At 69.8% G+C, this 25,452-nt stretch carries 26 protein-coding genes; 11 read left to right on the top strand and 15 right to left on the bottom strand.

All coding sequences use genetic code 11. The annotated features are described in order from the left end of the window. Window positions 1-66 precede the first annotated feature (66 nt). Window positions 67-2,121 (bottom strand): neutral/alkaline ceramidase, encoded by a 2,055-nt coding sequence (locus tag ACFWPA_RS15075; protein ID WP_378570728.1) that lies wholly within the window; start codon window positions 2,119-2,121, stop codon window positions 67-69. A 308-nt stretch (window positions 2,122-2,429) separates the two neighbouring features. On the opposite strand from ACFWPA_RS15075, the gene ACFWPA_RS15070 reads away from it, so the two are divergent. Further along, window positions 2,430-2,873, top strand: a complete 444-nt coding sequence (locus ACFWPA_RS15070; RefSeq protein ID WP_378507395.1) for an SRPBCC family protein — start codon at window positions 2,430-2,432, stop codon at window positions 2,871-2,873. Window positions 2,874-2,876: 3 nt separating this feature from the next. On the opposite strand, the gene ACFWPA_RS15065 is transcribed toward ACFWPA_RS15070, so the two are convergent. Continuing rightward, a complete protein-coding gene (locus tag ACFWPA_RS15065; protein WP_378507394.1) occupies window positions 2,877-3,605 on the bottom strand; it encodes an acetoacetate decarboxylase family protein in 729 nt (242 codons plus the stop codon). A gap of 252 nt (window positions 3,606-3,857) precedes the next feature. Between ACFWPA_RS15065 and ACFWPA_RS15060 the strand changes: the two genes are divergently transcribed. Then, window positions 3,858-5,057: a cytochrome P450 gene (locus ACFWPA_RS15060; RefSeq protein WP_378507393.1), complete on the top strand. Its 1,200-nt coding sequence runs from the start codon at window positions 3,858-3,860 to the stop codon at window positions 5,055-5,057. Window positions 5,058-5,077: 20 nt separating this feature from the next. Here the strand turns inward: ACFWPA_RS15060 and ACFWPA_RS15055 are convergent, their stop codons facing one another. The 6 genes from ACFWPA_RS15055 to ACFWPA_RS15030 form a co-directional block, all read right to left on the bottom strand. Continuing rightward, entirely contained in the window at window positions 5,078-5,953 is an 876-nt protein-coding gene (locus ACFWPA_RS15055; protein WP_378507392.1) for an aldo/keto reductase, read from the bottom strand. 80 nt (window positions 5,954-6,033) lie between these two features. Further along, the gene (locus ACFWPA_RS15050; protein ID WP_378507391.1) at window positions 6,034-7,206 is read right to left on the bottom strand and encodes an acyl-CoA dehydrogenase family protein; all 1,173 of its coding nucleotides are present in this window, start codon (window positions 7,204-7,206) and stop codon (window positions 6,034-6,036) included. Continuing rightward, entirely contained in the window at window positions 7,158-8,147 is a 990-nt protein-coding gene (locus ACFWPA_RS15045; RefSeq protein WP_378507390.1) for an acyl-CoA dehydrogenase family protein, read from the bottom strand. The genes ACFWPA_RS15050 and ACFWPA_RS15045 overlap by 49 nt, the downstream gene beginning before the upstream one ends. Next, a complete protein-coding gene (locus ACFWPA_RS15040; RefSeq protein WP_378507389.1) occupies window positions 8,144-9,283 on the bottom strand; it encodes an acyl-CoA dehydrogenase family protein in 1,140 nt (379 codons plus the stop codon). Before ACFWPA_RS15040 ends, ACFWPA_RS15045 begins: the two co-directional genes overlap by 4 nt. Next, on the bottom strand, window positions 9,283-10,140 hold the full coding sequence (locus ACFWPA_RS15035; RefSeq protein ID WP_378507388.1) for an enoyl-CoA hydratase: 858 nt from the start codon (window positions 10,138-10,140) through the stop codon (window positions 9,283-9,285). The genes ACFWPA_RS15040 and ACFWPA_RS15035 overlap by 1 nt, the downstream gene beginning before the upstream one ends. Continuing rightward, entirely contained in the window at window positions 10,137-11,714 is a 1,578-nt protein-coding gene (locus tag ACFWPA_RS15030) for a FadD3 family acyl-CoA ligase (protein WP_378570730.1), read from the bottom strand. The genes ACFWPA_RS15035 and ACFWPA_RS15030 overlap by 4 nt, the downstream gene beginning before the upstream one ends. Window positions 11,715-11,791: 77 nt before the next feature. Here ACFWPA_RS15030 and ACFWPA_RS15025 point away from each other — a divergent pair, with 77 nt between their 5' ends. The 3 genes from ACFWPA_RS15025 (at window position 11,792) to ACFWPA_RS15015 (ending at window position 15,003) form a co-directional block, all read left to right on the top strand. Next, on the top strand, window positions 11,792-12,991 hold the full coding sequence (locus ACFWPA_RS15025; protein WP_378570725.1) for an acyl-CoA dehydrogenase family protein: 1,200 nt from the start codon (window positions 11,792-11,794) through the stop codon (window positions 12,989-12,991). Continuing rightward, the gene (locus ACFWPA_RS15020) at window positions 12,988-13,797 is read left to right on the top strand and encodes an SDR family oxidoreductase (RefSeq protein ID WP_378507386.1); all 810 of its coding nucleotides are present in this window, start codon (window positions 12,988-12,990) and stop codon (window positions 13,795-13,797) included. Before ACFWPA_RS15025 ends, ACFWPA_RS15020 begins: the two co-directional genes overlap by 4 nt. A 129-nt stretch (window positions 13,798-13,926) precedes the next feature. Beyond that, the gene (locus ACFWPA_RS15015) at window positions 13,927-15,003 is read left to right on the top strand and encodes a type IV toxin-antitoxin system AbiEi family antitoxin domain-containing protein (protein ID WP_378570723.1); all 1,077 of its coding nucleotides are present in this window, start codon (window positions 13,927-13,929) and stop codon (window positions 15,001-15,003) included. Here the strand turns inward: ACFWPA_RS15015 and ACFWPA_RS15010 are convergent. After that, window positions 15,000-15,761, bottom strand: coding sequence for an SDR family NAD(P)-dependent oxidoreductase (locus ACFWPA_RS15010; RefSeq protein WP_378507384.1), 762 nt, complete (start codon window positions 15,759-15,761; stop codon window positions 15,000-15,002). The genes ACFWPA_RS15015 and ACFWPA_RS15010 overlap by 4 nt on opposite strands. 40 nt (window positions 15,762-15,801) lie before the next feature. Between ACFWPA_RS15010 and ACFWPA_RS15005 the strand changes: the two genes are divergently transcribed. Then, the gene (locus tag ACFWPA_RS15005; protein ID WP_378507383.1) at window positions 15,802-16,425 is read left to right on the top strand and encodes a TetR/AcrR family transcriptional regulator; all 624 of its coding nucleotides are present in this window, start codon (window positions 15,802-15,804) and stop codon (window positions 16,423-16,425) included. A gap of 15 nt (window positions 16,426-16,440) precedes the next feature. Further along, window positions 16,441-17,592 carry an acetyl-CoA C-acetyltransferase gene (locus ACFWPA_RS15000; protein WP_378507382.1) on the top strand — a complete coding sequence of 384 codons (1,152 nt, stop codon included), beginning with the start codon at window positions 16,441-16,443 and terminating at the stop codon, window positions 17,590-17,592. 75 nt (window positions 17,593-17,667) lie between these two features. Here the strand turns inward: ACFWPA_RS15000 and ACFWPA_RS14995 are convergent, their stop codons facing one another. Next, a complete protein-coding gene (locus ACFWPA_RS14995; RefSeq protein WP_378507381.1) occupies window positions 17,668-18,285 on the bottom strand; it encodes a TetR/AcrR family transcriptional regulator in 618 nt (205 codons plus the stop codon). Window positions 18,286-18,380: 95 nt separating this feature from the next. Between ACFWPA_RS14995 and ACFWPA_RS14990 the strand changes: the two genes are divergently transcribed. Continuing rightward, on the top strand, window positions 18,381-18,653 hold the full coding sequence (locus ACFWPA_RS14990) for a DUF2277 domain-containing protein (protein ID WP_378507380.1): 273 nt from the start codon (window positions 18,381-18,383) through the stop codon (window positions 18,651-18,653). A gap of 24 nt (window positions 18,654-18,677) precedes the next feature. Here the strand turns inward: ACFWPA_RS14990 and ACFWPA_RS14985 are convergent, their stop codons facing one another. Next, window positions 18,678-19,577 (bottom strand): LysR family transcriptional regulator, encoded by a 900-nt coding sequence (locus tag ACFWPA_RS14985; protein WP_378507379.1) that lies wholly within the window; start codon window positions 19,575-19,577, stop codon window positions 18,678-18,680. Window positions 19,578-19,673: 96 nt separating this feature from the next. On the opposite strand from ACFWPA_RS14985, the gene ACFWPA_RS14980 reads away from it, so the two are divergent. Further along, window positions 19,674-20,024: a DoxX family protein gene (locus ACFWPA_RS14980; RefSeq protein WP_378507378.1), complete on the top strand. Its 351-nt coding sequence runs from the start codon at window positions 19,674-19,676 to the stop codon at window positions 20,022-20,024. Window positions 20,025-20,111: 87 nt separating this feature from the next. Here the strand turns inward: ACFWPA_RS14980 and ACFWPA_RS14975 are convergent, their stop codons facing one another. Genes ACFWPA_RS14975 through echA20 form a run of 4 tightly spaced genes read right to left on the bottom strand, consistent with a single transcriptional unit; the run spans window position 20,112 to window position 23,588 of the window. After that, entirely contained in the window at window positions 20,112-21,179 is a 1,068-nt protein-coding gene (locus ACFWPA_RS14975; RefSeq protein WP_378507377.1) for an NAD(P)H-dependent flavin oxidoreductase, read from the bottom strand. Next, window positions 21,176-21,925 carry a CoA-transferase subunit beta gene (locus ACFWPA_RS14970; RefSeq protein WP_378507376.1) on the bottom strand — a complete coding sequence of 250 codons (750 nt, stop codon included), beginning with the start codon at window positions 21,923-21,925 and terminating at the stop codon, window positions 21,176-21,178. Before ACFWPA_RS14970 ends, ACFWPA_RS14975 begins: the two co-directional genes overlap by 4 nt. Beyond that, window positions 21,922-22,812 (bottom strand): CoA transferase subunit A, encoded by an 891-nt coding sequence (locus tag ACFWPA_RS14965; protein WP_378507375.1) that lies wholly within the window; start codon window positions 22,810-22,812, stop codon window positions 21,922-21,924. The genes ACFWPA_RS14970 and ACFWPA_RS14965 overlap by 4 nt, the downstream gene beginning before the upstream one ends. Next, the gene (echA20, locus tag ACFWPA_RS14960; protein WP_378507374.1) at window positions 22,812-23,588 is read right to left on the bottom strand and encodes a (7aS)-7a-methyl-1,5-dioxo-2,3,5,6,7,7a-hexahydro-1H-indene-carboxyl-CoA hydrolase; all 777 of its coding nucleotides are present in this window, start codon (window positions 23,586-23,588) and stop codon (window positions 22,812-22,814) included. Before echA20 ends, ACFWPA_RS14965 begins: the two co-directional genes overlap by 1 nt. Window positions 23,589-23,752: 164 nt before the next feature. Here echA20 and ACFWPA_RS14955 point away from each other — a divergent pair, with 164 nt between their 5' ends. Both ACFWPA_RS14955 and ACFWPA_RS14950 read left to right on the top strand, forming a co-directional pair. Next, window positions 23,753-24,526 (top strand): SDR family oxidoreductase, encoded by a 774-nt coding sequence (locus ACFWPA_RS14955; protein WP_378507373.1) that lies wholly within the window; start codon window positions 23,753-23,755, stop codon window positions 24,524-24,526. Further along, complete coding sequence (locus ACFWPA_RS14950; RefSeq protein ID WP_378570721.1) at window positions 24,526-25,440, top strand: SDR family oxidoreductase; 915 nt, start codon at window positions 24,526-24,528, stop codon at window positions 25,438-25,440. The genes ACFWPA_RS14955 and ACFWPA_RS14950 overlap by 1 nt, the downstream gene beginning before the upstream one ends. The last annotated feature ends 12 nt before the right edge of the window (window positions 25,441-25,452 follow it).

Here is a 25,452-nt window from a genome sequence, read left to right as displayed (position 1 = left end):
GCTCGGCGGGGGCCAGCGGCGGTCACGGCGGCGCGCCGTGCTGGAGGGCGATCCGAGAGTGGTTGGTCAGATTTCGAACTCCGCGGAGGTGCCGGTGAACGGCAGGACGACCCCGCCCGGGTCCTTGCGGTCGCCGAAGTGCAGGATCCGATAGCGGCCGCTGGCCGTTCCCTCGGGCACGTCCCAACTGATCGTCGCGACCGACGCGTTCGGTCCCTCGCGGCGCCACCGGTACCGCGTGGACCAGTCGCCGTCATCGGCATGCCGAACCCACCGTCCGCCGTCGCGACGCTGCACCTCCAGGTATGTTCCGCCGCGGTGCAGGTTGTTCTTCGGGTGACCGGTGGCGAACTCGACGACGACGCGGTTCCCGACCTCGACCCGGGCCGGGGGCTGAACCAGGACGTCACCGAAGGCGCGGCCCGCGGGCGGGGCGTCGGCGGGGAAGTCCGCGCCGAATCCGGGCTGGAACGCGGACAGGTCCCGCGGCGCAGGCCCCCGGGGGACGTCGACGCCGTCGCGCAGGGCGCTGGCGAGCCGGGCGTAGCCCTGCTGGTAGGCGGGAAGCGTGTTGCGCCCGAAGAGCGTCGAGCCGCCCTCGTACTGCTGTGCGTCGTACTCCTCCGGGGTGGTGCAGTAGCTCGAGTACCCGTTCGCGTAGCCGTTGAAGATCACGTTCTCCAGCGGCACACCGAGTTCCTCGGCGACGGTGCGGCGGATCCGCAGTCCCGACACGATCGTGAACTCGGCCGGGCCACCGACCACGTAGATCTCACCGATGCGGAGGATCTGGATCTTGAGCACGTGCGGCACCCAGCCGTCGGGCGGCAGCAGCCCGACCGGAACCAGCACCAGCTTGGGCGCCTGCGCATCGGCGAGCCACTGCGGGGTGGTCTGTTCGGCGCCGCCAAGCGCGCCGAGGAGCGGATTGCGGGTTCCCTCGGTGAAGATCTCGATCGCCGGGCCGTCCTCGGTGCTGCCAGCGGCCATTGCCGCGCCGATGCACGCTGGCGCCGTCCGTCGGGGCTGGCCGTCACCGGTGTACCGACCGTCCACCTCCTGGTTTGCCATGTCCAGGTACATGATTCGGCTGTCGACCACGGGGGAGGAGAGTGTGGACGCACCGTCGAAGGCCGCACGGGCTGCCGCGACCTGACGTTCGCCGATGATCCGGGCGTTCTCGAACTCGTCGTCGGTGGGCCCGGTGCCCGGCCGGAGGTCCAGGTTCGGGGACATGTCGCCGGTGTTGGTCTGGGGGAAGCACGCGACGAAGCCGGGGGCCTCGTCCAGGTAGCGCACGCCCGCGACGTCGTGCTCCCAGAAGTAGGCGGCAGCCCCCTTGTTGTCCCCCGACACCAGGTGGTTCTCGTTGGTCAACGATGCGCCGTGGGTGGGGAACCAGGCGATGGCCCCGACGTTCTCGTCGCCGCGCCCGATCCGGAGCACCCGCATCGCGGTGTCGATGCCGAGCGGGTAGTAGTCCTTGTCTCGCTGCGGGTTCCGATCGAAGGCCGCGCGGGACCGGTTGACGCTGGCGTCGCGGAGTTCGCTGCGCCCGTATGCGAGCGTGCCCGTCGCGAGGTCGTCGTGGGCGGCGCTGATCGCCTCCACCATCCCGTCCACCTCGGCATCGAAGACCTGCGGCTGGAAGCCGAGGGTGGCCAGGCTGTATGCATAGTCGTGCGATGCACCGCCACACGCCGCGTGCGAGTGCACGGCGGTGAGCATCACGTTCTTCTCGGTGTAGAGGGGACCGTACTTCGCGGCCAGTCGAGCGAGGACCGCGTCGTGCACGGACTGGAACACCATGCAGGTGTCGGCGCAGGCGTAGACGACGCGACGGTCCTCGGTGTCGGCGAAGACGTAGGCGCGCACCCGGGTGCGCTGGTGCAGCCCCTCGGTGCGTTGGTCGAACTGTGAGTAGCCCATCATGCCGTTCTCGGCGACCGGACCGGTCACGTCGGCGCGGCCGGCACCGACCCGGAATCCCACGCCCGCGCGGCCGTTACCGGGTGTCGAGGGGGTTGGGCTGGCGTTGGCGGCGCCGGAGGACCCGGCAACGGCAGCGAGCACCGGTGCGGTCGCGGCGCAGGCGAGCGCACTGCGTCGACTGATCTTCACGAGGAAATCCTTTGGGAGGCTGTCGAAAATACAATCTGGTCAACTGTCCAGCTGACAGCACACACGACCGGAGTGTGGTTTGGCAAGACCTCGTGCAGGCCTTCTGTCGTGCCGCGGGCGGGACTACGATGAGAACGCCAGTAGGTCGTCACCGGGACCGCCGGGGCAGGCGTCGAGCGGCGCGAACGCCGCGACAGCAGCAACCGTCCCGAACATCGTCGGGCCCTGCCCCCGACCGCCGCTGGGCGATCGTCACCGCCGTGTTCGTCGGTCGAGGATGAGCACGCACTCGCGAGGCAGGAAGCGTCATGGCAAGGACACTGAGAATCGAGGAATCGATCACGATCGCCCGCCCGCTCGGCGACGTGTTCGACTACCTGTCGAACCCGGCGAACGCCACCGCGTGGAACAGCAACGTCGTTGACTACAACACCCAGTCTGGCCAGCCGGGCGAGGCGGGCTCGACGGCGGCCTATGTCGCCAAGGTTGCGGGACTGCGGCTCGACGGTGAGGAGGAGGTGGAGGTCCGCGAGGCGAACAAGCACCTGCGGTACCGCTCGACGCGATCGAAGATCGGTTACGTTCGCGACATCGACTTCGCCACCGACGGAACGGGAACCAGGGTGACCCTCAGTCAGGAGTCGGAGGCGGGCACCGGGATCTTTACGTTCGCCGACTCGATCGTCCAGAAGCTGTACGCGCACGACGTTCGGGGCAACCTCGAGAAGGCGAAGACCATCCTGGAGTCGTGACCGTCACACGGGGCGCGCGTCCCCGAAGGTCATCCTCAGGCTGGGAATGGACGTGGTCATCAGCGCCCGGCGTGGCAGGCCGAGGGTTCGCAGCTCGGCGGCAATCGGATGCGATCCGAGGGTCAGGTCGCCGCCGCCAGGGCGGGCGCGGACCCCGCTCGGATTCATCTCCCACGCGGTGCGGCGGGTGGTGCCGTCGAGATGCGAGTACGCCTGCATCGTCGTGCCCGGCCCCCGGTCCGGCGTCTTAACGCCAGGCCGCACCGTCAGGTTCGCGATCAGCTGGCCGTCCCGGCTTACCGACGCATGCTTGACGTCCGACGCGTGATCGGCGTGAAAGTCCGCAAGCACCTTGGGGAATCCCCAGATGCCGCGGCCCGCGGCAAGGGTGAAGTCGCCATCGACGGGGAGGTGGTGGATCAGTGCCCCCGCCCGGCCCCTCGCGAGCGCGGTCAGATCGCCGAGGACCGAACCGCCGACGGTGTGGTGGTCGCGGACCATGAACACCACCCCGAACTCGTTGTAGGGTCCGAGGTCGCCGTCGACGTAGTCGACGAAGACGAGGCCGCACAGTCCGCGACCGGGGCGGAATTGGAGCATATTTAGGCCGGTGTGGTCGATCAGGTGCTGCGCCGCCGCCGTCGGCACCGAGTACATCGCCATGAACGCCGTCGCGTGCCGGATCCGCACCGGCATCTGGACCCGCTGCCCGAGGATGTCGTGGGCGGTCACGGCCGGGCCGCCGCACCCGCGCGGTCGGCGTCACGGGCGGGCTCGGGCGGTGAGCTGAAATCCGCTCCACGACGCCACATCCGGCTGTCAAGCTCGGGCATCGCACCCCAACCGTTGATGTCCACCGCGCGCTCCCCTCGACTGGGTGGAACCTGTTCTACCTGTTCTATCATGCCGACCTCATTCGGGCATGCCGTGGACCGTGAGCGCCTACGCTCGGCCCGGACGGTGTCATCAGGACGGACCGAGGGGATGGCGATGCGACCCGACATCGAGCTGGTCGACGGGCGGTTCTACGCGGGGGAACTCGGCGATCCGCGGGAGGCGTACGCCTGGATGCGGGTCAACGAGCCGGTGTTCCGCGACCGCGCGGGGATGGCCGCCGCCGCGAGCCATGCCGCCGTGGTCGCCGCCGAGCGCGATGCGGGTCTGTTCTCCAATGCCGGGGGGATCCGGCCCGAGATCGGGCCCCTGCCGCACATGATCGACATGGACGATCCTCGCCACCTGCACCGGCGCAAGCTGGTCAACACCGGGTTCACCCGCAAGCGGGTCGAGGCGAAGGTCGACGACATCGCGCGGATCTGTGACGACCTGATCGACGCGGTCGTCGACAGGGGGGAGTGCGACTTCGTCCGGGATCTCGCCGCACCGCTCCCGATGGCCGTGATCGGCGACATGCTCGGGGTCCGTCCCCAGGAGCGGGCGATGTTCCTGGAGTGGAGCGACGACCTCGTCAGGGCGCAGGGAAGCAACGCGTCCGACGAAGCGATCGACAGGATGATGGCCGCCTACGTCGCATTCGTCGAGTTCACGATGCGGACCATCGAGGAGCGGCGGACCGCGCCGACCGACGACCTCACCAGCGTCCTGGTGCACGCCGAGGTCGACGGGCAGCGGCTCACCGACGAGGAGATCGTCGCGGAGACCCTGCTGATCCTGATCGGCGGCGACGAAACCACCCGGCACGTCCTCAGCGGGGGGATGGAACAGTTGCTGCGCGATCCGCGGCAGCGCGACACGCTGATCGCCGACCGCGCCCTGATGCCGTCGGCGCTCGAGGAGATGCTGCGCTGGGTGTCACCGGTGAAGAACATGTGCCGCACGGTGACCCGCGATGTCGAGTTCCACGGCACCCGCATGCACGAGGGCGAGAAGATGATGCTGCTGTTCGAGGCCGCAAACTTCGACGAAGCGGCCTTCGAGAACCCCGCGACCTTCGACATCACCCGCAACCCGAACCCGCACATCGCGTTCGGTTTCGGATCCCACTTCTGCCTTGGGAATCAGCTGGCCAGGCTGGAGGGGCGACTGATGTTCGAGCGTCTTCTCGACCGGATCCCGACAATGGAACTCGCCGCGGACGGACCGCTGCCGAGGCGCCCGGCGAACTTCGTCACCGGGATCGAGACGATGCCCGTGACATTCGTCGCGAGCGCCCCGCGCAGGTAACCGGCCCGTGGGCCACCGACTCAGCTCGGGGCGCCGAGGTTCATCTCGTCGGGATGGAAGCCGACCCGGATACCGGTGTCGAGGGTCGCGAGGTCGGCGAGATCCCGCTCGGTGAGCGTGAAGTCGAGGACGTCGGCGTTCTGGGTGATGCGGTCCTCGTGCACCGATTTCGGGATCACGATCAGCCCGTTCTGCAGGTGCCAGCGGATCAGGACCTGCGCGGGGGACTTGCCGTGCCGCTCCCCGACGCGGGCGACGAGCGGGTCGCCGAGCAGCGTGTTGGGCTTGGACGCCGGACCCCACCCGGCGTTCGCGGTGCCGCCGAGGGGACTCCACGACTCGACCGCGATGCCGTGCCGCGCCGCGGCGTCGCGGATCGCGTGCTGGGGCAGGTGCGGGTGCAGTTCGACCTGGTCGACGGCGGGGAGCATCCCGCCGCGGTCCACCAGCTCCTGCAGGTGGTGCGGCTCGAAGTTGCACACACCGATCGCCCTGGCACGCCCCGATCCGGCGATCTCCTCCATCGCGTCCCAGGTGCGCAGCCGGGTGTCCCGGTCCCGGAGCGGCCAGTGGATCAGGTACAGGTCGACGTGGTCGAGCCCCAGCCTGGACAGGCTCGCGTCGAACGCCTTCAACGCGGGGGCATAGCCCTGGTCGGTGTTCCACAGCTTGGTGGTGACGAAGACGTCCTCGCGGGGCACGGCCGCCGACGCGATACCGCGCCCGACGCCCGCCTCGTTGCCGTATGCGGCCGCGGTGTCGATGTGTCGGTAGCCCGCCTCGTCGATGGCGAAGCGGACGGCGCGTTCGGTCTCGTCGTCGGTGGCCTGCCACACGCCGAGGCCCAGCTGCGGGATGACGGTTCCGGAATTCAGGGTGATCTCTGGAGTGGTCATGGGTCCAGGCTAGGCGTGCCGACGCGGGAAGGGCCGACCCGAAATGTTCGGGCCGGCCCTTCCACGGGTGGGGACTGCGGTCAGGCGGGCAGGCCCGCGAGCGACTCCATCTCCTTGACGAACTCCGCGGGCTGCCCGAACAGCTGCGCGCTGCCGTGCGCACGCTTGAAGTACAGGTGCGCGTCGTGCTCCCAGGTGATCGCGATGCCGCCGTGCAGCTGGATCGCGTCGCCGGTGACCGCGAGCAGCGCCTCGGAGCAGTACGCCTTCGCGACCGCGGCGTCGGCGGCCGCGGACGGCAGGCCCTCGCTCAGCGAGTACACCGCCGCGTAGGACGCCGACCGGGCCGTCTCGACCAGGAAGTACAGGTCGGCCATCCGGTGCTTGAGCGCCTGGAAGCTGCCGATTGCGCGACCGAACTGGACCCGGTCCTTGCTGTAGTCGACGGTCATCTGCAGGCAGCGCGCCGCGGCACCGACCTGCTCGGCGGTCTGCGCGACGATCGCGATCTGCCGGACCCGCTCGAGCGCCGGGGAGGCGTCGCCGTCGGTGAGCCGGACCGCCGACGCGGCGGTGAACTCCACCAGCGACAGCGGACGGGTGAGGTCCATCGTCGGCAGCTGCCTGCGGGCAACACCGTCGGCCGACGGATCCACCTCGAACAGTTCGATGCCGCCGCCGATCGAGGCCGCGACGATCAGCACGTCGGCGTGCGCACCGTCGAGCACGTAGTGCGCGGTGCCCGAGACGGTGTAGCCGTCGGCCTCGCTGCCGGACGCGGAGGTCGCGACATCGTCGCTGCGCCAGTGTCCCTCGGGGCCGACCCAGCACAGCGCGGCGATCGAGGCACCCTCAGCGATGCCGGGGAGCAGGCGCTCGCACGCCTCGGCGTTCCCGGTCGCCAGGATCGCCTGCGCGGCAAGGACCGCGGAACCGAACATCGGCGACGGCGTCAACGCGGCACCGAGCTCCTCGAGCACCAGGTGCTGCTCGACGACGGTGGCGCCGAAGCCGCCGAACTCCTCCGGGATCGCCAGCGCCGCGACACCGACCTGCTGGCACAGCACGTCCCACAGGCCGCGGTCGAAGGCATCGCCGGACTCGAGGGTCTTGCGCAGCGCGGCCGGATCGGCGCGCTTGGTCAGCAGCTGCGCGACGGTCTTGCGAAGCTCGAGCTGCTCCTCCGCGAACACCCCGACGCCGCTCACAGCGCGCTCGCAACCCGCGCGCGGTGCGCGGCGGTGGTGCCCCATGCGGACTGCAGCGCACGGACCTTGGTCAGCCACAGCGACAGATCGCACTCGAGGGTGTAGCCGATCGCGCCGTGCACCTGCAGCGCCTTGCGGGACGCGAGGTAGGCGGCATTCGCGGCGGCGACCTTCGCGGCGGAGACGTCGCGGGCGACGGTGTCGGCGCCGTCGGCGATCGCGATCGCCGCGCCGTACACCAGCGGGGTGGCCATCTCGACGGCGACCTTCGCGTCGGACAGGTGGTGCTTGACGGCCTGGAAGCTGCCGATGACCCGGCCGAACTGCGCGCGGTTCTTCGCGTAGTCGGTTGCCGTGTCGATCATCGCGTGACCGGCGCCGATCAGTTGAGCGGAGACCGCGAGCACCGCGAGGTCGTAGGCCTGCTCGGCGGCCGCGGCGACGTCCGGCCCCTGGGCCAGGGTCTCGACGGCCTCCACCTCGAACAGGCGCCGGGCCGGGTCGACGGACTCGAGCTGCGTGGTCGGGCGGACCAGTTCGAGGGTGTCGCCGCTGACTCGCAGGACGGGGTCGGCCAGGTCGGCGTCGAGGGCGCGCGGGGTGGACGGTTCGAGCACCAGCGATGCGAGGGAGGTGCCCTCGGCGATGCCGGGCAGGAACCGCTTCGCGAGCGACTGGTCACCGAGGGCGGACAGCAGTGCGGGGACCGCGGCCGCGGTCTCGACGAGCGGTCCGGGGACCGCGGCGCGGCCCAGTTCGAGGAAGGCAACGGCGAGATCGGCCGGGTGCGCGGCGATCCCGTCGTACTCCTCGGGGATCGCGAGCGCGGTCACGCCGGTCTCGGCGAGCTGGGTCAGCAGCTCACGACCGGGGGCGGTGTCGTTCTCGCCCCAGGAGCGGACGACGGCCGGGGTGTTGGCACCGGCGAGCAGGCCGCGGAGGCTGTCCGCGAAGTCGCGCTGCTCGGTGGATAGGGAGAATTTCATCGATCCGCCTTCGGGAGTCCGAGCAGCCGCTCGGCAACGATGTTGCGCTGAATTTCGTTGGTGCCGGCATAGATCGGGCCGGACAGCGAGAACAGGTAGCCGTCCTGCCAGGTGCCGGCGAGCTCGCCGTCGGCACCGAGCAGGTCGAGGGCCGTCTCGTGGATGCGGACGTCGAGCTCGGACCAGAAGATCTTGTTGATGGAGCCCTCGACACCCAGCGGAACGCCCTCAAGCATCCGGGTGACGGTGCCCCAGGTGTGCAGCCGGTACGCCTCGGCGCCGATCCACGCGTCGACGACACGATCCCGTGCGGCGGTGTCGGTGGTGTCGGCGCCTGACTTCCACACCTCGACGAGACGGTCGACCGCGGACATGAAGCGGCCCGGGCTGCGCAGCGACAGGCCACGCTCGTTGCTCGCGGTGCTCATCGCCACCCGCCAGCCGTTGTTCACCTCGCCGACGACGTCGGTGTCCGGGACGAACACGTCCTCGAAGAAGATCTCCGCGAAGCCCGGCTCGCCGTCGAGCTGCGGGATCGGCCGCACCGTGACGCCATCCTGGTTCAGCGGGAACATGAAGTAGGTCAGACCCTTGTGGCGCTGCGCCTCCGGGTCGGTGCGGAACATGCCGAAGCCCCAGTCGGCGTACACCGCGCGCGAGCTCCACGTCTTCTGCCCGTTGAGGATCCAGCCGCCCTCGGTGCGGCGGGCCGTCGAGCGGATGCCGGCAAGGTCGGATCCGGCCTCCGGCTCGGACCAGGCCTGCGCCCAGATGTCGTCGGCACGCGACATGCGCGGCATGATCCGGGCGAGCTGCTCCGGCGTGCCGTGCTCGAACAGGGTCGGCGCGAACAGGAAGATGCCGTTCTGGCTGACCCGGCCGGGCGCGCCCGCCTTGTAGTACTCCTCTTCGAAGAGCACCCATTCGATCATCGACGCGTCGCGGCCACCGAATTCGGCGGGCCAGGCGACGGTCGACAGGCGGGCGTCGGCCAGCTTGTGCTCCCACTCGCGGTGGGCCTCGAAGCCCTCCGCGGTGTCCATCGACGGCAGCGGCTGTGCCGGGACGTTGGCCGCGAGCCACTCCCGCACTTCCAGCTGGAAGGCGCGGGCCTTGTCGTCCAGTTCGAGATCCACTATTTCGCCTTCGCTTTCATACTGTTGACGTCCATTCCACCCAGCGAGTCCCTGCCCACCTCGGCGTTGTGCGCGTGGGCGAAGTGATGCAGGCCGAAGACCGAGTCCATGCCCGCGCGCTGACCCATCAGGTCCTCGCACTGGTTGACGGCCTTCTTGGTCAGGGCAAGGCCGAAGCGCGGCATCTGCGCGACCCGGTCGGCGAGGTCCTTGGTCGCTGCGGCGAGATCGGCGCGGGGCACCACCCGGTTGACCATGCCGACCTCGTACCCGCGCTGCGCGGTGAAGCGGTCTCCGGTGAAGAGGATCTCCTTGGCGAACCGCGACCCGAGCACCCACGGGTGCGCGAAGTACTCGACCCCGGGAATACCCATCCGGACAACGGGATCGGAGAAGAACGCGTCGTCGGAGGCGACGATCAGGTCGCAACACCACGCGAGCATCAGACCACCCGCGATGCACGCGCCGTGCACCTGCGCGATCATCGGCTTCGGAATCTCCCGCCAGCGCCTGCACATTCCGAGGTACACCTCGGTTTCTCTGGCGAAACGCTGGTCGCCGCCGGGCTTTCCGAGGTGATCCCACCACAGTGCGGCCTTGTTCTCGTAGTGCACGTGATGGTCGCGGCCCGGCGTGCCGATGTCGTGACCGGCGCTGAAGTGCTCGCCGTTGCCCGCCAGCACGATCACCTTGACGTCGTCGTCCTCGACGGCCCGTTCGAAGGCGGCATCGAGTGCGTACGTCATCACCGAGTTCTGCGCATTGCGGTACTCGGGGCGATTGAGTGTCACGTACGCGATGTGGTCGCGCACCTGGTAGGTGACGACCTCGCCCTCGTCCGGAAGGGGAGGGGTCACGACTTTCCCTCGCGCAGATCGTTCTTGAGGACCTTGCCGGACGGGTTACGGGGCAACCCGTCGACGATCCGCACCTCGCGCGGAATCTTGAAGCCGGCCAGACGCTCCTTGCAGAACGCGATGACCTCGTCGGCGGTGAGGGTGGCGCCCGGCTTCACGACCACGTACGCGCGGCCGACCTCGCCCGCCCGCTCGTCCGGAATGCCGATGACCGCGGCCTCGGCAACGGAATCGATGCGCGCCAGGGTGTTTTCGACCTCGGCCGGGTACACGTTGAACCCGTTCGAGATGTACATGTCCTTGAGACGGTCGGTGATGTCCAGGTAGCCGCGCTCGTCGAGGACGCCCACGTCGCCGGTGTGCAGCCAGCCGTCGGCGTCGATCGTCTTCGCGGTGGCCTCGGGATCGTCGAGGTAGCCGAGCATGACGTTCTCGCCGCGCACCAGGATCTCGCCCTGGTCGCCGATCCGCACCTCCATGCCGGGGATGGCGCGTCCGGACGACGTCGCGACAGTGACCGGATCGTCGTCGGTGCGGCACATCGTCACCACGACCGCCTCGGTCTGGCCGTACGCGGTGAGGACCGCCTCGTACCCGAGTTCGGCCTGCAGTCGCTCGACAAGGACGACCGGGACCGCGGCGGCGCCGGTGATCGCGATCCGCAGGCTCGACAGGTCGTAGTCGTCGCGGGTCGGGAAGTCGAGGATCGTCTGATGGATCGTGGGTGCGCCGGGCAGGACGGTGATCTTCTCGGCGGCAACGGTGCCCATCACCTTCGGCACGTCGAAGGTGGCGAACGGCACGTTGGTGGCGCCGCGCAGCAGGCACACCATGATCCCGGCCTTGTAGCCGAACGTGTGGAAGAACGGGTTGATGACCAGGTATCGGTCGTTGGAGTCGATTTCGGCGCAGTCGGCCCACGCGTCGGCGATGCCGACGGTCTGGCGGTGCGCGGTCATGACGCCCTTGCTCTTGCCGGTGGTGCCGGACGTGAACAGGATGTCGGCGATGTCGTCGGGGGAGACGGCGGCGGCGCGGGCGTCGGCGTCGGCGACCGAGGCCGGCTCGGCCGCTGCGGCAAGCCGATCCCACTCGAGGATGTCGCCGCCGGGGAACTCGGTCGTCGGGACGCCGTCGGCCGGGTTGTCCGACGGGGTGCGGACCACGAGCTTCAGGTCCGGCAGCCCGCCGGGGCCAGCTGCGTCGAGCACGTTCGCGAGCCGGTCCGCCTTGAGGAACCGGGCGGGCACGACGAGCGCCTTGGCCGCGGTGCGCTGCAGGAGGTCGAGGGCCTCGTGACCGGTGTACCGGGTGCTGATCGGCACCACCGTTGCGCCCGCGTACTGGGCGGCGAGCAGCGCCTCCACCCAGTGGTGGGTGTTGGGAGCCCAGATGGCGACCCGGTCCCCGGGCTCGATGCCCGCGGCCATCAGTGCCCGTGCCGTGGTGCGGACCCGGTCCAGCAGTTCGGTGTAGGTGACGCGGTCGGACCCGTCGGCGATGGCCTCGTTCGACCCGTACAGTTCCGCCGCGCGCAGCAGCGCGGCCGGGGTCGTCCGGGGCTCGGTGGTCACATCTGTGCTCACTATTTCTCCTAGGGCGAGGCGAAACCTCTATACAAAGCAAGTGCTTGGTAGGGTACCGTATCGCTGTGGACGTTAGCCAGGGTGAGAGCGAGGTCGCGGACGCGGCCTTCGCCAAAGAAGTGCGCGAATGGCTCGAGGAGAACCTCTCGGGGAAGTTCGCCGAGCTGAAGGGCCTCGGTGGGCCGGGGCGTGAACACGAGGCGTTCGAGGAGCGACTCGAATGGGACCGTCACCTGGCCGCGGCCGGCTGGACGTGCCTCGGATGGCCGAGGGAGTACGGCGGCCGCGAGGCGACGCTGAGCCAGCAGATCATCTTCCACCAGGAGTACGCGCGCGCCAATGCGCCTGCGCGGGTGAGCCACATCGGTGAGGAACTGCTCGGCCCGACGCTGATCGCGTTCGGTACCGAGGAGCAGAAGCAGCGGTTCCTGCCCGGCATCAAGACCGTTACCGAGCTGTGGTGCCAGGGCTACTCCGAGCCCGGCGCAGGCTCCGATCTCGCGAACGTGTCGACCACCGCCCGGATCGAGGGCGACCAGTGGGTCGTCAACGGGCAGAAGGTGTGGACCTCGCTGGCGCACCTGTCGGACTGGTGCTTCGTCGTCGCCCGCACCGAGCCGGGGTCGTCGCGTCACAAGGGGCTGTCGTACCTGCTGGTCCCGATGAACCAGGACGGCGTCGAGGTGCGCCCGATCATCCAGCTCACCGGCACCTCCGAGTTCAACGAGGTGTTTTTCGACAACGCCCGCACCGACGCCGACCTCGTCGTGGGTGGCGAGGGCAATGGCTGGGCGACGGCGATGGGCACCCTCACCTTCGAGCGCGGTGTCTCCACCCTCGGCCAGCAGATCGGCTTCGCCCGCGAACTCGAGTCGGTCGTCGAACTGGCCGAGCGCAACGGCGCCGCCACCGATCCCGCGATCCGCACCAAGATCTCCCGGGCATGGATGGGTCTGCAGGTGATGCGCGCCCACGCGCTGCGCACCCTCGCGGCCGTCGACGCCAGCGAAAGCGGCGGCGAGGCGTCCGTCGCCAAGCTGCTGTGGGCCAACTGGCATCGCGGCCTCGGTGAACTTGCGATGGAGGTGCAGGGGGCGGCCTCCCTCGTCGGCGTCGAGGACACCGAGCCCGGCGAGGAACTGAACGACCTGCAGCGGCTGTGGCTGTTCAGCCGCGCCGACACCATCTACGGCGGATCCAACGAGATCCAGCGCAACATCATCGCCGAGCGGGTGCTCGGCCTTCCCCGAGAGGCACGCCCGTGACCACTTCCGTCCAGTCCCCGCTCTCCGTCGCTCCCGCCGAGATCGAGGGCCACAACCTGCTCAAGGGCAAGAAGGTCGTCGTGACCGCCGCCGCGGGCACCGGCATCGGTTTCGCCACCGCCCGCCGCGCCCTGCTCGAGGGCGCCGACGTTCTCGTCTCCGACTTCCACGAGCGTCGTCTCGGCGAGACCGTCGAGAAGCTGGCGGCCGAGTTCGGCGGCCAGCAGATCACCTCCTTCGTGTGCGACGTCTCCAGCACCGAGCAGGTCGACGCCCTGATCGCGAGCGCCGCCGAGCAGCTCGGTCGCATCGACGTCCTCGTCAACAACGCGGGCCTTGGTGGCGAGACCCCGGTCGTCGACATGGCCGACGAGCAGTGGGACCGCGTCCTCGACATCACCCTGACCAGCACCTTCCGCGCCACCCGCGCGGCACTGCGCTACTTCAAGAGCGTCGACCACAACGGTGTGCTGGTGAACAACGCGTCGGTCCTCGGCTGGCGTGCGCAGCATTCGCAGGCGCACTACGCGGCGGCGAAGGCGGGCGTCATGGCGCTGACCCGCTGCTCGGCGATCGAGGCCGCCGAGTACGGCGTCCGGATCAACGCCGTCGCCCCGTCCATCGCCAAGCACCCGTTCCTGGCGAAGGTGACCAGCGACGAGCTGCTCGACACCCTCGCCTCCCGCGAGGCGTACGGCCGCGCCGCCGAGGTGTGGGAGATCGCCGCGACGATCGCGATGCTCGCCAGCGACTACACCACCTACCTGACCGGCGAGATCGTCTCCATCTCCAGCCAGCGCGCCTAGGCGGCTCCGCCGCCTGTGAGTCCTTTTGGTCCCCACCGGGGCCAGAAGGACTCACAGGCGCGTAGCGCCTGTGGATAACCCTTCCCGGGGTCGGTGCGCGTGTCGGACCGGGCGGTCATGGTCCGGTGTATGCCTCCGGAACAGACACCTCGCGAGCTTCAGGTCCTCCTCGATGCGCAGCTCGGCCTGGTTACCCAGGCTCAGCTGACCGCATGCGGCTTCCCGCGCACCCGGGTCCGTAAACGGCTCGAGGCCGGGCACTGGCAGCGGGTGCTGCACGGCGTCTACTGCGTGACCACCGGCCCGCTGACCCGGCCGATGACGCTCATGGCCGCGTTGATCTACGGCGGTGGCCCGGCGCTGCTGAGCCACCGAACCGCTGCGGAGGAATGGGGCATCGTGCCCGCCGATCCATCCGCTCCCGTGCACATCACCGTGCCGTACCGACTCTCGGCCAAGGGCCAGTCACCCACGTGCGTCGGGGGCGGCAGTCCAGGGTTCCCGGTGCCCGCGGTCGGGTCCGTCCTGCACCCCGGGGTGGTCGTGCACCGTTCGCGTGCGCACGCCTACGTCGGTCTCGACACGGCAATGCCCCGGACCACGCTGGCCGACACGGCGATCGACCTCGCGGTGGCGGAGCCGACCGCACGGGCCGCCTACGTCAGCCTGATCTCGTCGGTCACGAACCGTCGCATCCGGCTGGCGGACGTACGGCAGCGCCTGCAGGAACGGACACCCCGGCGTTATCGCAGGGCGCTCGAGGACGCGGTCCGCCTGCTCGCCGAGGGTGTGCAATCGGTACTCGAATACCACTTCGCGGTCGACGTCGAGCAGGCGCACGGTTTGCCACGAGCGGACCGACAGGGGCCGGTGATCGTCGACGGCAGGACCCTGTGGGAAGACTGCGACTACACCGGATGCGGCGCACCCCTGATCGTTCGCCTGGACGGGCGCTGGTCGCACTCCATGCGTGAGGTGAAGTTCCGCGACCGGCGTCGGGACAACGCCGCCGAACTGGCGGGGCGACCTCGATTGGTGTTCGGCTACGAGGAGACCGTCGGGACCCCGTGCGTGGTGGCGCAGGAGGTCGAGCGGGTCCTGCGTCGCGAGGGCTGGGTGAGGCGGGACGAAAACCCCTGTCCCGCCTGTGAGTCCTTCTGGTCCGAGTGGGGGCCAGAAGGACTCACGGGCGGCGAAGCCGCCTAGACGGTGTAGCCGCCGTCGACGTTCAGCTTCTGGCCGGTGATGAAGCCCGCCTTGTCGCTGGCGAGGAAGCTGACGGCCTCCGCGATGTCGGTGGCTGACCCGAAGCGGCCAAGGGGGATCCGGCTCATCGCGACCGCCTGCGCGCGCTCGTCGAGATCGGCGCTGCCCATCAGTCGCGCGGCCATCCCGTCGGTGAGCATGCCGGGCCCGACCGCGTTGAACCGCACCCCGAACCGGCCCTCCTCCGCCGCGAACGCCCGCACCAGCGCCTCGACGGCACCCTTGGTGCCCGAGGACAGGCCGTCGCGCACGGGGTAACGATCGGTGGCCGCGGTGGTGACCGCGACGACCGAGCCCGCGGTGGCCCGCAGCGCGGGCAGGAACGCCGATACGATCGCGAAGAACGCGGTCGCCTCGGCATTCAGGTGCTCGGCGTACGTCGCGGGGGAGACCCGCGACAGGTGGACCATCGGGATGTGCGGGCCCGCCGCGTGGACCAGCACCGACGGCTCACCGAACCCGGTGCGCACCGCGTCGGCCCACTCCGCGACGGCGGCCGGGTCGGTGACGTCGACGCGGTCGGCCCGCGCCAGCCCGCCCGCGGCCGCGACCTCGGCGACGGCGGCCTCGGCCCGGCCGGCGTTCGCCCGGTAGGTGAGCGCCACCGGGTGTCCCGCCGCGGCGAGCCGTCGGACGATCGCGATGCCGATGCCGCCGGAACCTCCGGTCACGACGGCGCAGTGCGTTGTGTCAGCCATCCTCGGACCCTAGCAATCGCTTGGTTGGTATGATGGCGATGTGACACCACCGCCCCGTGCCGAAGAGTCCGCCACCAAGTCCGGTCGCCGCGCTGAGCTGCTCGACCTCGCGGCGGCACTGTTCGCGGAGCGCGGAACCCGTGCGACCACCGTCCGCGACATCGCCGACGCCGCGGGGATCCTGTCCGGCAGCCTCTACCACCATTTCGACTCCAAGGAGTCGATGGTCGACGAGATCCTCAGCGGATTCCTCGACGACCTGTTCGGGCGGTACCAGGCGATCACCGACTCCGGGCTCGGCGCCCGAGCCACCCTCGAGGCGCTCGTGGTCGCCTCCTTCGAGTCCATCGACAGTTCGCACGCCGCGGTCGCGATCTACCAGGACGAGGCCAAGCATCTCGTCGGGAGCGACCGGTTCGCGTACATCACCGACCGCAACCGGGAGTTTCGGACCCTGTGGGTGTCCGTGCTCGAATCCGGCATCACGGACGGCAGCTTCCGCCCCGACATCGATGTCGAGCTGGTGTACCGCTTCATGCGGGACACCGTCTGGGTCGCGGTCCGGTGGTACCGGCCCGGCGGACCGATGACCGCGGAAACCGTCGCCAAGCAGTACCTCGCCATCGTTCTCGACGGGCTGTCCAGCCCCGCGAGCCGGTCCTAACCCTAGGGAGATCCCATGCCTGAGGCATACATCGTCGACGCCATCCGCACCCCCATCGGGAAGAAGAACGGCGCGCTCGCCGGTGTCCACCCGATCGACCTGGGCGCGCACATCGTCAAGGCGCTGGTCGAGCGCACCGGCATCGACCCGTCCGAGGTCGACGACGTCATCTTCGGCTGCGTCGACGCGGTCGGCGGCCAGGCAGGCAACATCGCCCGGCTGTCCTGGCTGGCGGCGGGGCTGCCGCAGCACGTCCCCGGCGTCACCGTGGACCGTCAGTGCGGCTCGAGCCAGCAGGCCATCCAGTTCGGCGCGCAGGCCATCCTGTCCGGCACCGCCGACCTGATCGTCGCGGGCGGCGTGCAGAACATGAGCCAGATCCCGATCTCGTCGGCGATGGTCGTCGGCGAGCAGTTCGGGTTCAGCACCCCGACCGCCGAGTCCACCGGCTGGACCGAGCGTTACGGCGATGCGGAGGTGTCCCAGTTCCTTGGCGCCGAGATGATCGCCGACAAGTGGGACATCAGCCGCGAGGAGCTCGAGAAGTGGGCGCTGCAGAGCCACGAGCGGGCCAAGGCAGCGATCGCCGCGGGCCGCTTCGACAACGAGACCGTCCCGCTCGGTGACGCGACCGTCGACGAGGGCCCGCGGGAGACCAGCCTGGAGAAGATGGCGAGCCTGAACGTGCTCGTCGAGAACGGCAAGATGACCGCCGCCGTCGCCAGCCAGATCTCCGACGGCGCCAGCGCGCTGCTGCTCGCCTCGGAGGAGGCCGTGGCCAAGCACGGCCTCAAGCCCCGCGCCCGGATCCACCACGTCAGCGCGCGCGGCGACGACCCGATCTTCATGCTGTCCGCGCCGATCCCGGCCACCCAGCACGCGCTCGCCAAGACCGGCCTGACCATCGACGACATCGACGTCGTCGAGATCAACGAGGCGTTCGCGCCGGTCGTGCTCGCCTGGATCAAGGAGATCGGCGCCGACCCGGCGAAGGTCAACGTCAACGGCGGCGCGATCGCGCTCGGCCACCCGCTCGGCGCGACCGGCACCAAGCTGATGGCGACCCTGCTCAACGAGCTCGAGCGGGTCGACGGCCGCTACGGCCTGCTGACCATCTGCGAGGGCGGCGGCACCGCGAACGTCACCATCATCGAGCGCATCAAGTAGGCACCGCGATCGAATCCCGATGCCCTCCCGATCCGCCGGATCGGGAGGGCATCGGTGTTTTCGCGAGCCAGCGGTTTAACGCAGCGTCGAGATCAGGGCGTTGAGGGCGTCGGCCAGCTTCGCGCACCACTCGTCGGCGTCCTCGTCGCCGTGCGTGACACCGCGAATCATCGTGGCGGAGACCAGCATGTCGAACACGATGCCCGCGGTGTCCTCGGCCTTCGGGTCCGGCAGCGACACGGACCCGAGGACCCGCGCGACGAACGCGGCGCGGGCCGGTGCCTCGGCTCGTTGGACGAGCCGCTCGTGCACGCCGTCGTGGTGGTGGTAGGCCGAGAGCAGTCCGGGGATCGCCGAGCGGGCCGCCGGATGGGCGGTGCTGTCGAGGAACTTGCGAGTCCACACCAGCAGGTCCGCGTGCAGGTCGTCGGTGGCCGGGGGCGCAGGCATTTCGTCGTCCTCGCGGAGGCCGAAGATCGCGTCCTCGATGATCATCTCGCGGGTCGCCCACCGCCGGTAGATCGCCGGCGCACTGACCCGGGCCCGGCGGGCGATCGCCTGGATGGTGGTCTTCTGGTATCCGGACTCGACCAGCAGGTCGACCGTTGCCTCGAGCACCGCGCGATCGACCTGCGGATCACGGGGACGCCCCGGTCCGGTGGCCTGCTCACCCCGTTCACGCGTCAGCTTCACAGGGGCTGACGTTACCGGAGGGGAGTCCACCGACCTGGGTGTCCGCGCGCGGCACGCTCGTCGCGCCGCGCGCCGTCGGGGTCTACCGTCGAGGCATGTGCCGAAACATCACCGAGCTGCGCGGCCTGGAACCGGCCGCGACCGCGGAGGAGATCGAGGCCGCCGCGGTCCAGTACATCCGCAAGGTCAGCGGAATCCACAAGCTGTCCGACCACACCAGGGAGCCGTTCGAGCGGGCCGTCGCCGAGGTCACCGCCGCCACCGAACGGCTGCTCGCCGAGCTGCCGGAGCGGCGGCAGCCACCATCGACGGTGCCGCCACTGCGCCGACCCGAGGTGCGTGCCCGGATCGCCGCCCGCCAGGGATGAGCGGAGGTCGGGCGGCGGCGACCCTCACCGGGATCCGGATCGGGTCTCGATGCAGCACCGGACGAAGTCGCGCAGCACCGGGTCGCCGTCGCGTTCCTCGGCCCACCCGACGGCGACCCGGCTCCCGCTCACGCCCGTGACCGGGACGAACGTGATGCCCGGACGTCGATAGAAGCGGGCGACGCCCTCGGGGGCGAGCGCGACGCCGTAGCCGTTCGCGATCGCCGCCAGCCACTCGTCCGAGTTGTGGGCGACGGCGCCGATGATCGGGGCCCGGTCGTCGCGCTCCGCGGTAGCGAGCCAGTGGTCACGCGCGCGCCCGGCCTCGGCGGGCCCGGCAACGAACGGGTCGTCCCACAGTTCGGGGAAGTCGATCGACTCGCGCCCGGCCAATCGGTGGCGGGCGGGCAGTGCCACCCAGCGCGGTTCGGTGAACAGCACCTCGACGCGCAGCCGCGGGTGGTCCGGGACCGGTAGTCGGAGGAACGCGGCGTCCACCCGGCCGTCGGCGAGCCCCGCGGTCGGGTCGGCCCAGTCGGTCCTGCGCATGTCGACGCGCCAACCCGGGTGCCGGCGAGTGAAGGCGGCGACGATCCGCTGAGTCGACTCGTTGGCTGCGGTCGCCACGAACCCGACCCGCAGCACCCCCGCCGTGACGGCGGCGGACTGTCGTGTCTCCCGCACCGCGGTGTCCCAGCCGTCGAGCAGCGCGGGGAGGTGGCCGGCGAGGGTACGTCCGGGATCGGTCAGGGACATGCCGGTGTGGGACCGCACGAACAGATCCACCCCGAGCGTGGTCTCGAGTTGCCGGATCTGCCTGGTGAGCGTCGGCTGCGACACGAACAGCCGTTCCGCGGCCGCGGTGATGCTTGCCTCCTCGGCGACGACGACGAAGTAGCGCAGCAACCGGATGTCCACATCCATGCAACCAGCGTATGGACGCGGGTATTGGACGGGCAATGTCGCGATGGGAAGGATTGTGGCAGAAGGTGTTTGCCTTCGCGTTCGCTGGAGGGTTCGATGTTCACCGCCTACGTCACCGTCACCGCCGCTGCCGTGCTCGCCAACGGCTACGCGGCCGTCGCCGACTTCCTGCAGACGAACGCCGCCGTCGCCAATGCGGTCAGGGTGGGGCTCTCCCGCTCCTGGCTGCTGCCGTTGGGTCTGGTCAAGGCGGCCGGTGTCGTCGGCCTGCTTGTTGGGATCGTCGTGCCCGCGATCGGGGTAGCCGCGGCCGTCGGCCTTGTCCTGTACTTCACCTGCGCCGTCGCCGCCCACCTGCGGGTGCGGTGGTACCGGACGCTGCCGTTCCCGGCCGGGTTCCTGCTGCTGGCGGTCGCCGCGCTCGTGCTGCGGGTGGCGACGGCCTGACGGCGTCGGAAACGGGTGAAGGGCACCCCCGACCGGTTCAACCGGTCGATGGTGCCCTTCACCCGGAGGGGGGTCGGTGCGTTCGGCTCAGGCCTTGAGCGCTCCGAGCGCGTCGATGCGCTTGACCGCGTCCGCGACGATGCGGTCGATCAGTTCCTGGCAGCTGGGCAGGTCCTCGATCATGCCGACCACCTGACCGGACGCCAGCACGCCGGCCTCGGTGTTGCCCTCGACCAGACCGGCCTTGAGCAGCATCGGGGTGTTGGCGGCCATGATGATCTGCTGCCACGTCCGGTCGCCGGACTTCTTCATGGCGAGGCCGTCCTTGGCCAGCGTCGACCACTTCATGCCGGTCATCGCCTTGAACTTCATCGCGTTCTTGGTGGCGGCGACGAGTCCCTTGGCGTAACTGGACTTTTCGAGTGCGTTGACCAGGTCGGTGTTGAGCACCCGGTGCGGCATGCCGTCGACCTTCACCGACACCGTGGTGTCGGTGAGGCCGCGCTGCAGGTACTGCTGCTTGACCGAGTCCGGCACCGCGGAGTCGCTGGTGAGCAGGAAGCGGGTGCCCATCGCGACACCGGCCGCGCCGTAGGACAGCGCAGCAGCGAGCCCACGACCGTCGAAGAAACCGCCGCCAGCGATAACCGGGATGTCGACGGCGTCGAGCACCGACGGCAGCAGCAGCGTCGTCGCGACGCCGCCGGTGTGGCCGCCGCCCTCGCCGCCCTGCACGACCACCGCGTCGGCGCCCCAGGAGGCGACCTTGACGGCGTGCTTGGCGGCACCGATCGAGGGGACAACGACGATGCCGTTGTCCTTGAGCTTGGCGATCAGGTCCTTCTTCGGCGCCAGCGCGAAGGACGCGACCTTGACACCCTCACGGATGAGCAGGTCGCACCGCTGGCCGGCGTCGGACGCGTCGGCGCGCATGTTGACGCCGAACGGCTTGCTCGTGAGCTGCTTGGTCTTCTTGATCGCGACCTCGAGCTCGTCGTAGGTCATCGTCGCCGAGGCGAGGATGCCCAGACCGCCCGCGTTGCAGGTGGCCGCGGTCAGGCGCGGACCGGACACCCAGCCCATGCCGGTCTGCACGATCGGGTGCTCGATGCCGACCAGCTCGGTCAGCGGGGTACGCAGTACCTGGCTGCTCATGCCGGAATCTCGCGGTCGCGGAAGCTCTTCGGGTCGAGGACCTCGCGGATGATCCGCAGTTCCTCGGCGGTGGGCTCACGGGTCACGCCCGCCTCGGCCAGCCCGGCGACCTCGAAGGAGGTGTTCTCGGCGACCTCGTCGGCGGTGACGCCGGGGTGCAGCGTGACGGCACGGAAGGTACGGCCGGGACCCTGGAAGTCGAACACACCGAGGTTGGTGATCACCTGGTAGTTGTTCAGGAAGCGGAACGCCGGGTTCTCCGGGTCCACCTTGTCGTAGCCGACCCCGCACACCACGTCGACCTGCTCGGTGAACACTCGGGTGGAGTGCTTGCCGACCCAGTAGCTGGTGGCGTGGTTGATCGAGTTGCCGGGGGCGCCACGCAGGCCGAACATCTGGCGGGTCGGCTTGTCCAGCGGGCCGAACGCGGAGAGGTTCTGGTTGCCGAACTTGTCGATCTGGTTGGCGCCCATCACCACGTGACGACGGCCCGACGCGACCACGTCGAAGACCTTCGAGAACGGGATGTAGCCCTCGATCGGTGCGGCGGCGCCGATCGCCGGGGCGTCGGCGAAGATCAGGGCCTCACCGTCGGTGATGATCAGGTCCGGCTCGGAGGTGAGCTTCGCCAGGCGGGCACCGATGAGCGACATCGTCGACATGGGCGAGGCGAAGATCTCGCCAGCGTCGGCGAACAGGTCGGCGCACGCGACTGCGCAGTACTCGGCGCGGGTTACCTCGGTCATGCGTTCTGCTCCTCTGCGAACTTGCGCACGGCGGCCTGGTAGTCGTCCTCGCTGCCGGACAGGTAGGTGTCGGCGAAGGCCTGCCATGCCTCGGGGGTCTTGGCGGACTCGGCGTAGTGGCGCTGGAACTTCTCGTCCCGCTTGTACCCGCCCGCGAAGGTGAAGTGTGCGCCGTTCGGGGCCTCGGTGACGGTGTCGACCATCGCGCGGTTCAGGATCAGCGCCTGGTTCGGGACGGACTTGACGAGTTCCTCGGTCGAGACGATCTTGTCGACGCTGAGGATGCGCTGCTCGGCCGCGAGGCAGAACAGGTCGTCGAAGTACGGGTCCACGCCGGTGTAGGCGGCGTTGCCGCGCTCGTCGGCCAGGTCCAGGTGGACCAGGGCAGCGTCGAGGTTCAGCGCGGGCATTGCGATGAGGGACTCGATGCGGCCGTCGGCGTCCGGGTACGGGGACGCGACGGTCTTGAGCTCGTCGCCCCAGACGGTCTGCGCGTCCGAGCCGAGGCCGGCGCGGATCGGCATGAACGGCAGGCGCGCGGCGGCGGCCTGCAGGCCGGCCTTGACCATGCCCTCGTCCATCTCGCGGGACTCGACGGTCCCGGCGACGCGGGCCTTGGCGAACCAGGGGTCGTAGAAGGGCGCCGAGTCCAGGGACACGAATCCGTAGTAGGCGCGCTTGACCTTGCCCGCGGAGATCAGCAGACCGAGGTCCGGGCCCAGGTAGCCGACGACGGTCAGGTCGGTGACGTCACTGCGCAGCAGGGCGCGCACGAGGGCCATCGGCTTGCGCCGCGAGCCCCAGCCGCCGATGCCGATGGTCATCCCGCTCTGGATGCCGGCGACGGCCTCGTCCAGTGAGCGGCGCTTGTCGCGCTTCTCGGCCATTAGTTGCCCTCTCCCTTGGTGTTCGACTTCGGCTTGCCGGTCGCGACGAACTCGTCGCGGTGCTCGTCGGCGACGCCTGCGAGGTTCAGCTCGAACGTGAAGCCCTGCTCGATCCGGTAGCTGGTGTGCACGTCCATCACGTCGATCCGGTTGATGGCCTCCTTGGCGCGCCGGATGACCCGGGTGTCCTTGGCGGCGATCTCACCGGCGATCTTCAGCGCGCAGGCGTCGAGCTCCTCACGCGGGACCACGTCGTAGACGGACCCGAAGTGCTTGAGGGTCTGGGCGTCGACGTTCTTCGCCGTGTAGTACAGCGTCCGCATCATGTGCTGCGGGACAAGGCGGGCCAGGTGGGTGGCCGCGCCGAGCGCGCCGCGGTCCACCTCGGGCAGGCCGAAGATCGCGTCGTCGGAGGCGACGATGACGTCCGCGTTGCCGACCAGGCCGATGCCACCGCCGACGCAGAAGCCGTTGACGGCGACCACGACGGGGACCTCGCAGTCGTAGACGGCGCCGAACGCCGCCGCGCAGCCGCGGTTGGCGTCGATCAGGGCGCCGTGACCCTCGGTGGCCTGCATTTCCTTGATGTCGACACCGGCGTTGAAGCCGCGTCCCTCGGCCCGCAGGATCACCACGTGGGTGTCCGGCTTCTGCCCGGCCTCGCGGATGGCGTCGGCCAGTTCGAACCATCCCTTCGAGGGGATCGCATTCACGGGCGGGTAGTTGACGGTGACCGTGACGATGCCGGCCCCGTCGGAAGTGGAGGTGATTCCCATCGTGATTCCTTAGGTAGGTCGCCAAACCAAGCGATTGCTTGGTAAGTTAGCACACCTGCGGGCCTGGCCGGAGTCCGTCGCCGATGCGACCGGAGCAGCCCCACCGGTCCGCAGGCGAATCATCGGGCGGCCGTGAGGGGGCCGCTGACAGCGGAGGTGCGTTGGTGGATCTGGGTCTCAGTGGCAGCGTCGTGCTCGTCACCGGAGGGGTGCGGGGGGTCGGGGCGGGCATCAGCCGCACCTTCCTGCGAGCGGGGGCGACGGTGGTGACCTGCGCGCGCAGGCCCGCGGACGACCCGATCGAGGTCGACGGCCGCGGGGTGGAGTTTGTCGCCTGCGACGTCCGCGACCCCGAGCAGGTGCAGGCAATGATCGACGGGATCGTCGCGCGGCACGGCAGGCTCGACACCGTCGTCAACAACGCGGGCGGCGCACCGTTCGCCCTCGCCGCCGACGCGGGCCCGAAATTCCATTCGAAGATCGTCGAACTGAACCTGCTGGCCCCGCTGCTGATCTCGCAGGCGGCGAACGCCGTTATGCAGCAGCAGGACGGCGGCGGTTCGATCGTGAACATTTCATCGGTGAGCGGCAGCCGCCCGTCGCCGGGCACCGCGGCGTACGGCGCGGCGAAGGCTGGCGTCGACTCCCTGTCGGCCAGCCTGTCGGTCGAGTGGGCGCCGAAGGTGCGGGTGAACTCGATCGTCGTCGGGCTCGTCGAGACCGAGCAGGCGCACCTGCACTACGGCGACGAGGCCGGTGTCGAGGCGGTCGGGGCCACGGTCCCGCTGGGTCGGATGGCCCGCCCCGAGGACATCGGAAACTGTGCAGCATTCCTGGCATCGCCGCTGGCGTCCTACGTCAGCGGTTCGACCCTGACCGTCCACGGTGGCGGTGAACGCCCCGCCTTCCTGGCGGCGGCATCAACGGAGGAGAAGTAGTGAGCGGACTGGTAGACGGTCGCGTCGTCATCGTGACGGGCGCGGGCCGCGGCATCGGACGGGCGCACGCACTGGCGTTCGCGGCGGAGGGCGCGAAGGTCGTCGTCAACGACATCGGCGTCGGCAGCGACGGCACCGCCACCGGTGAGAGCCCCGGCGAGCAGGTCGTCGCGGAGATCATCGCCGCGGGCGGCCAGGCCGTCGTCAACGGTGACGACGTCGCGGACTGGGAGGGTGCGCAGAACCTGATCAAGACCGCGATCGACGCCTTCGGCGGCCTCGACGTGCTGGTCAACAACGCGGGCTTCCTGCGGGACCGGATGCTCGTCGGGATGAGCGAGCAGGAGTGGGACGCGGTGATCCGCGTGCACCTCAAGGGCCACTTCGCCCCGCTGCGGCACGCCGCCGCGTACTGGCGTGCCGAGTCGAAGGCCGGACGCCCGGTCGACGCCCGGATCATCAACACCAGCTCCGGCGCGGGCCTGATGGGCTCGATCGGCCAGGGCAACTACGCCGCGGCGAAGGCGGGCATCGCCGAGATGACCATCCAGGCCGCGGCCGAGCTGAAGAACTACGGCGTCTCCGTCACCGCGATCGCGCCCGCCGCGCGCACCCGGATGACGGTCGGCGCTGGCGGTGCGATGGCCGAGGCGATGGCCGCCCCGGAGGAGGGCTTCGACGCGATGGCGCCGGAGAACATCTCCCCGCTCGTCGTGTGGCTCGGCTCGACCGAGTCGAAGGACGTCACCGGCCGCGTGTTCGAGGTCGAGGGCGGCAAGGTCACCGTCGCCGAGGGCTGGCGGCACGGCCCGAGCCAGGACAAGGGCGCGCGCTGGGAGCCGAAGGAACTCGGCCCGGTCGTCGCGGACCTGCTGGCCAAGGCCGAGACCCCGACGCCGGTCTACGGGGCGTAGGCGGCTGCGCCG

The organism is Rhodococcus sp. NPDC058505, assembly GCF_042720095.1.
Classification (GTDB): Bacteria; Actinomycetota; Actinomycetes; order Mycobacteriales; family Mycobacteriaceae; genus Rhodococcus_G.
Note: the sequence above shows the minus strand (reverse complement) of the source record. Positions and strands in the feature narration are given on the sequence as shown.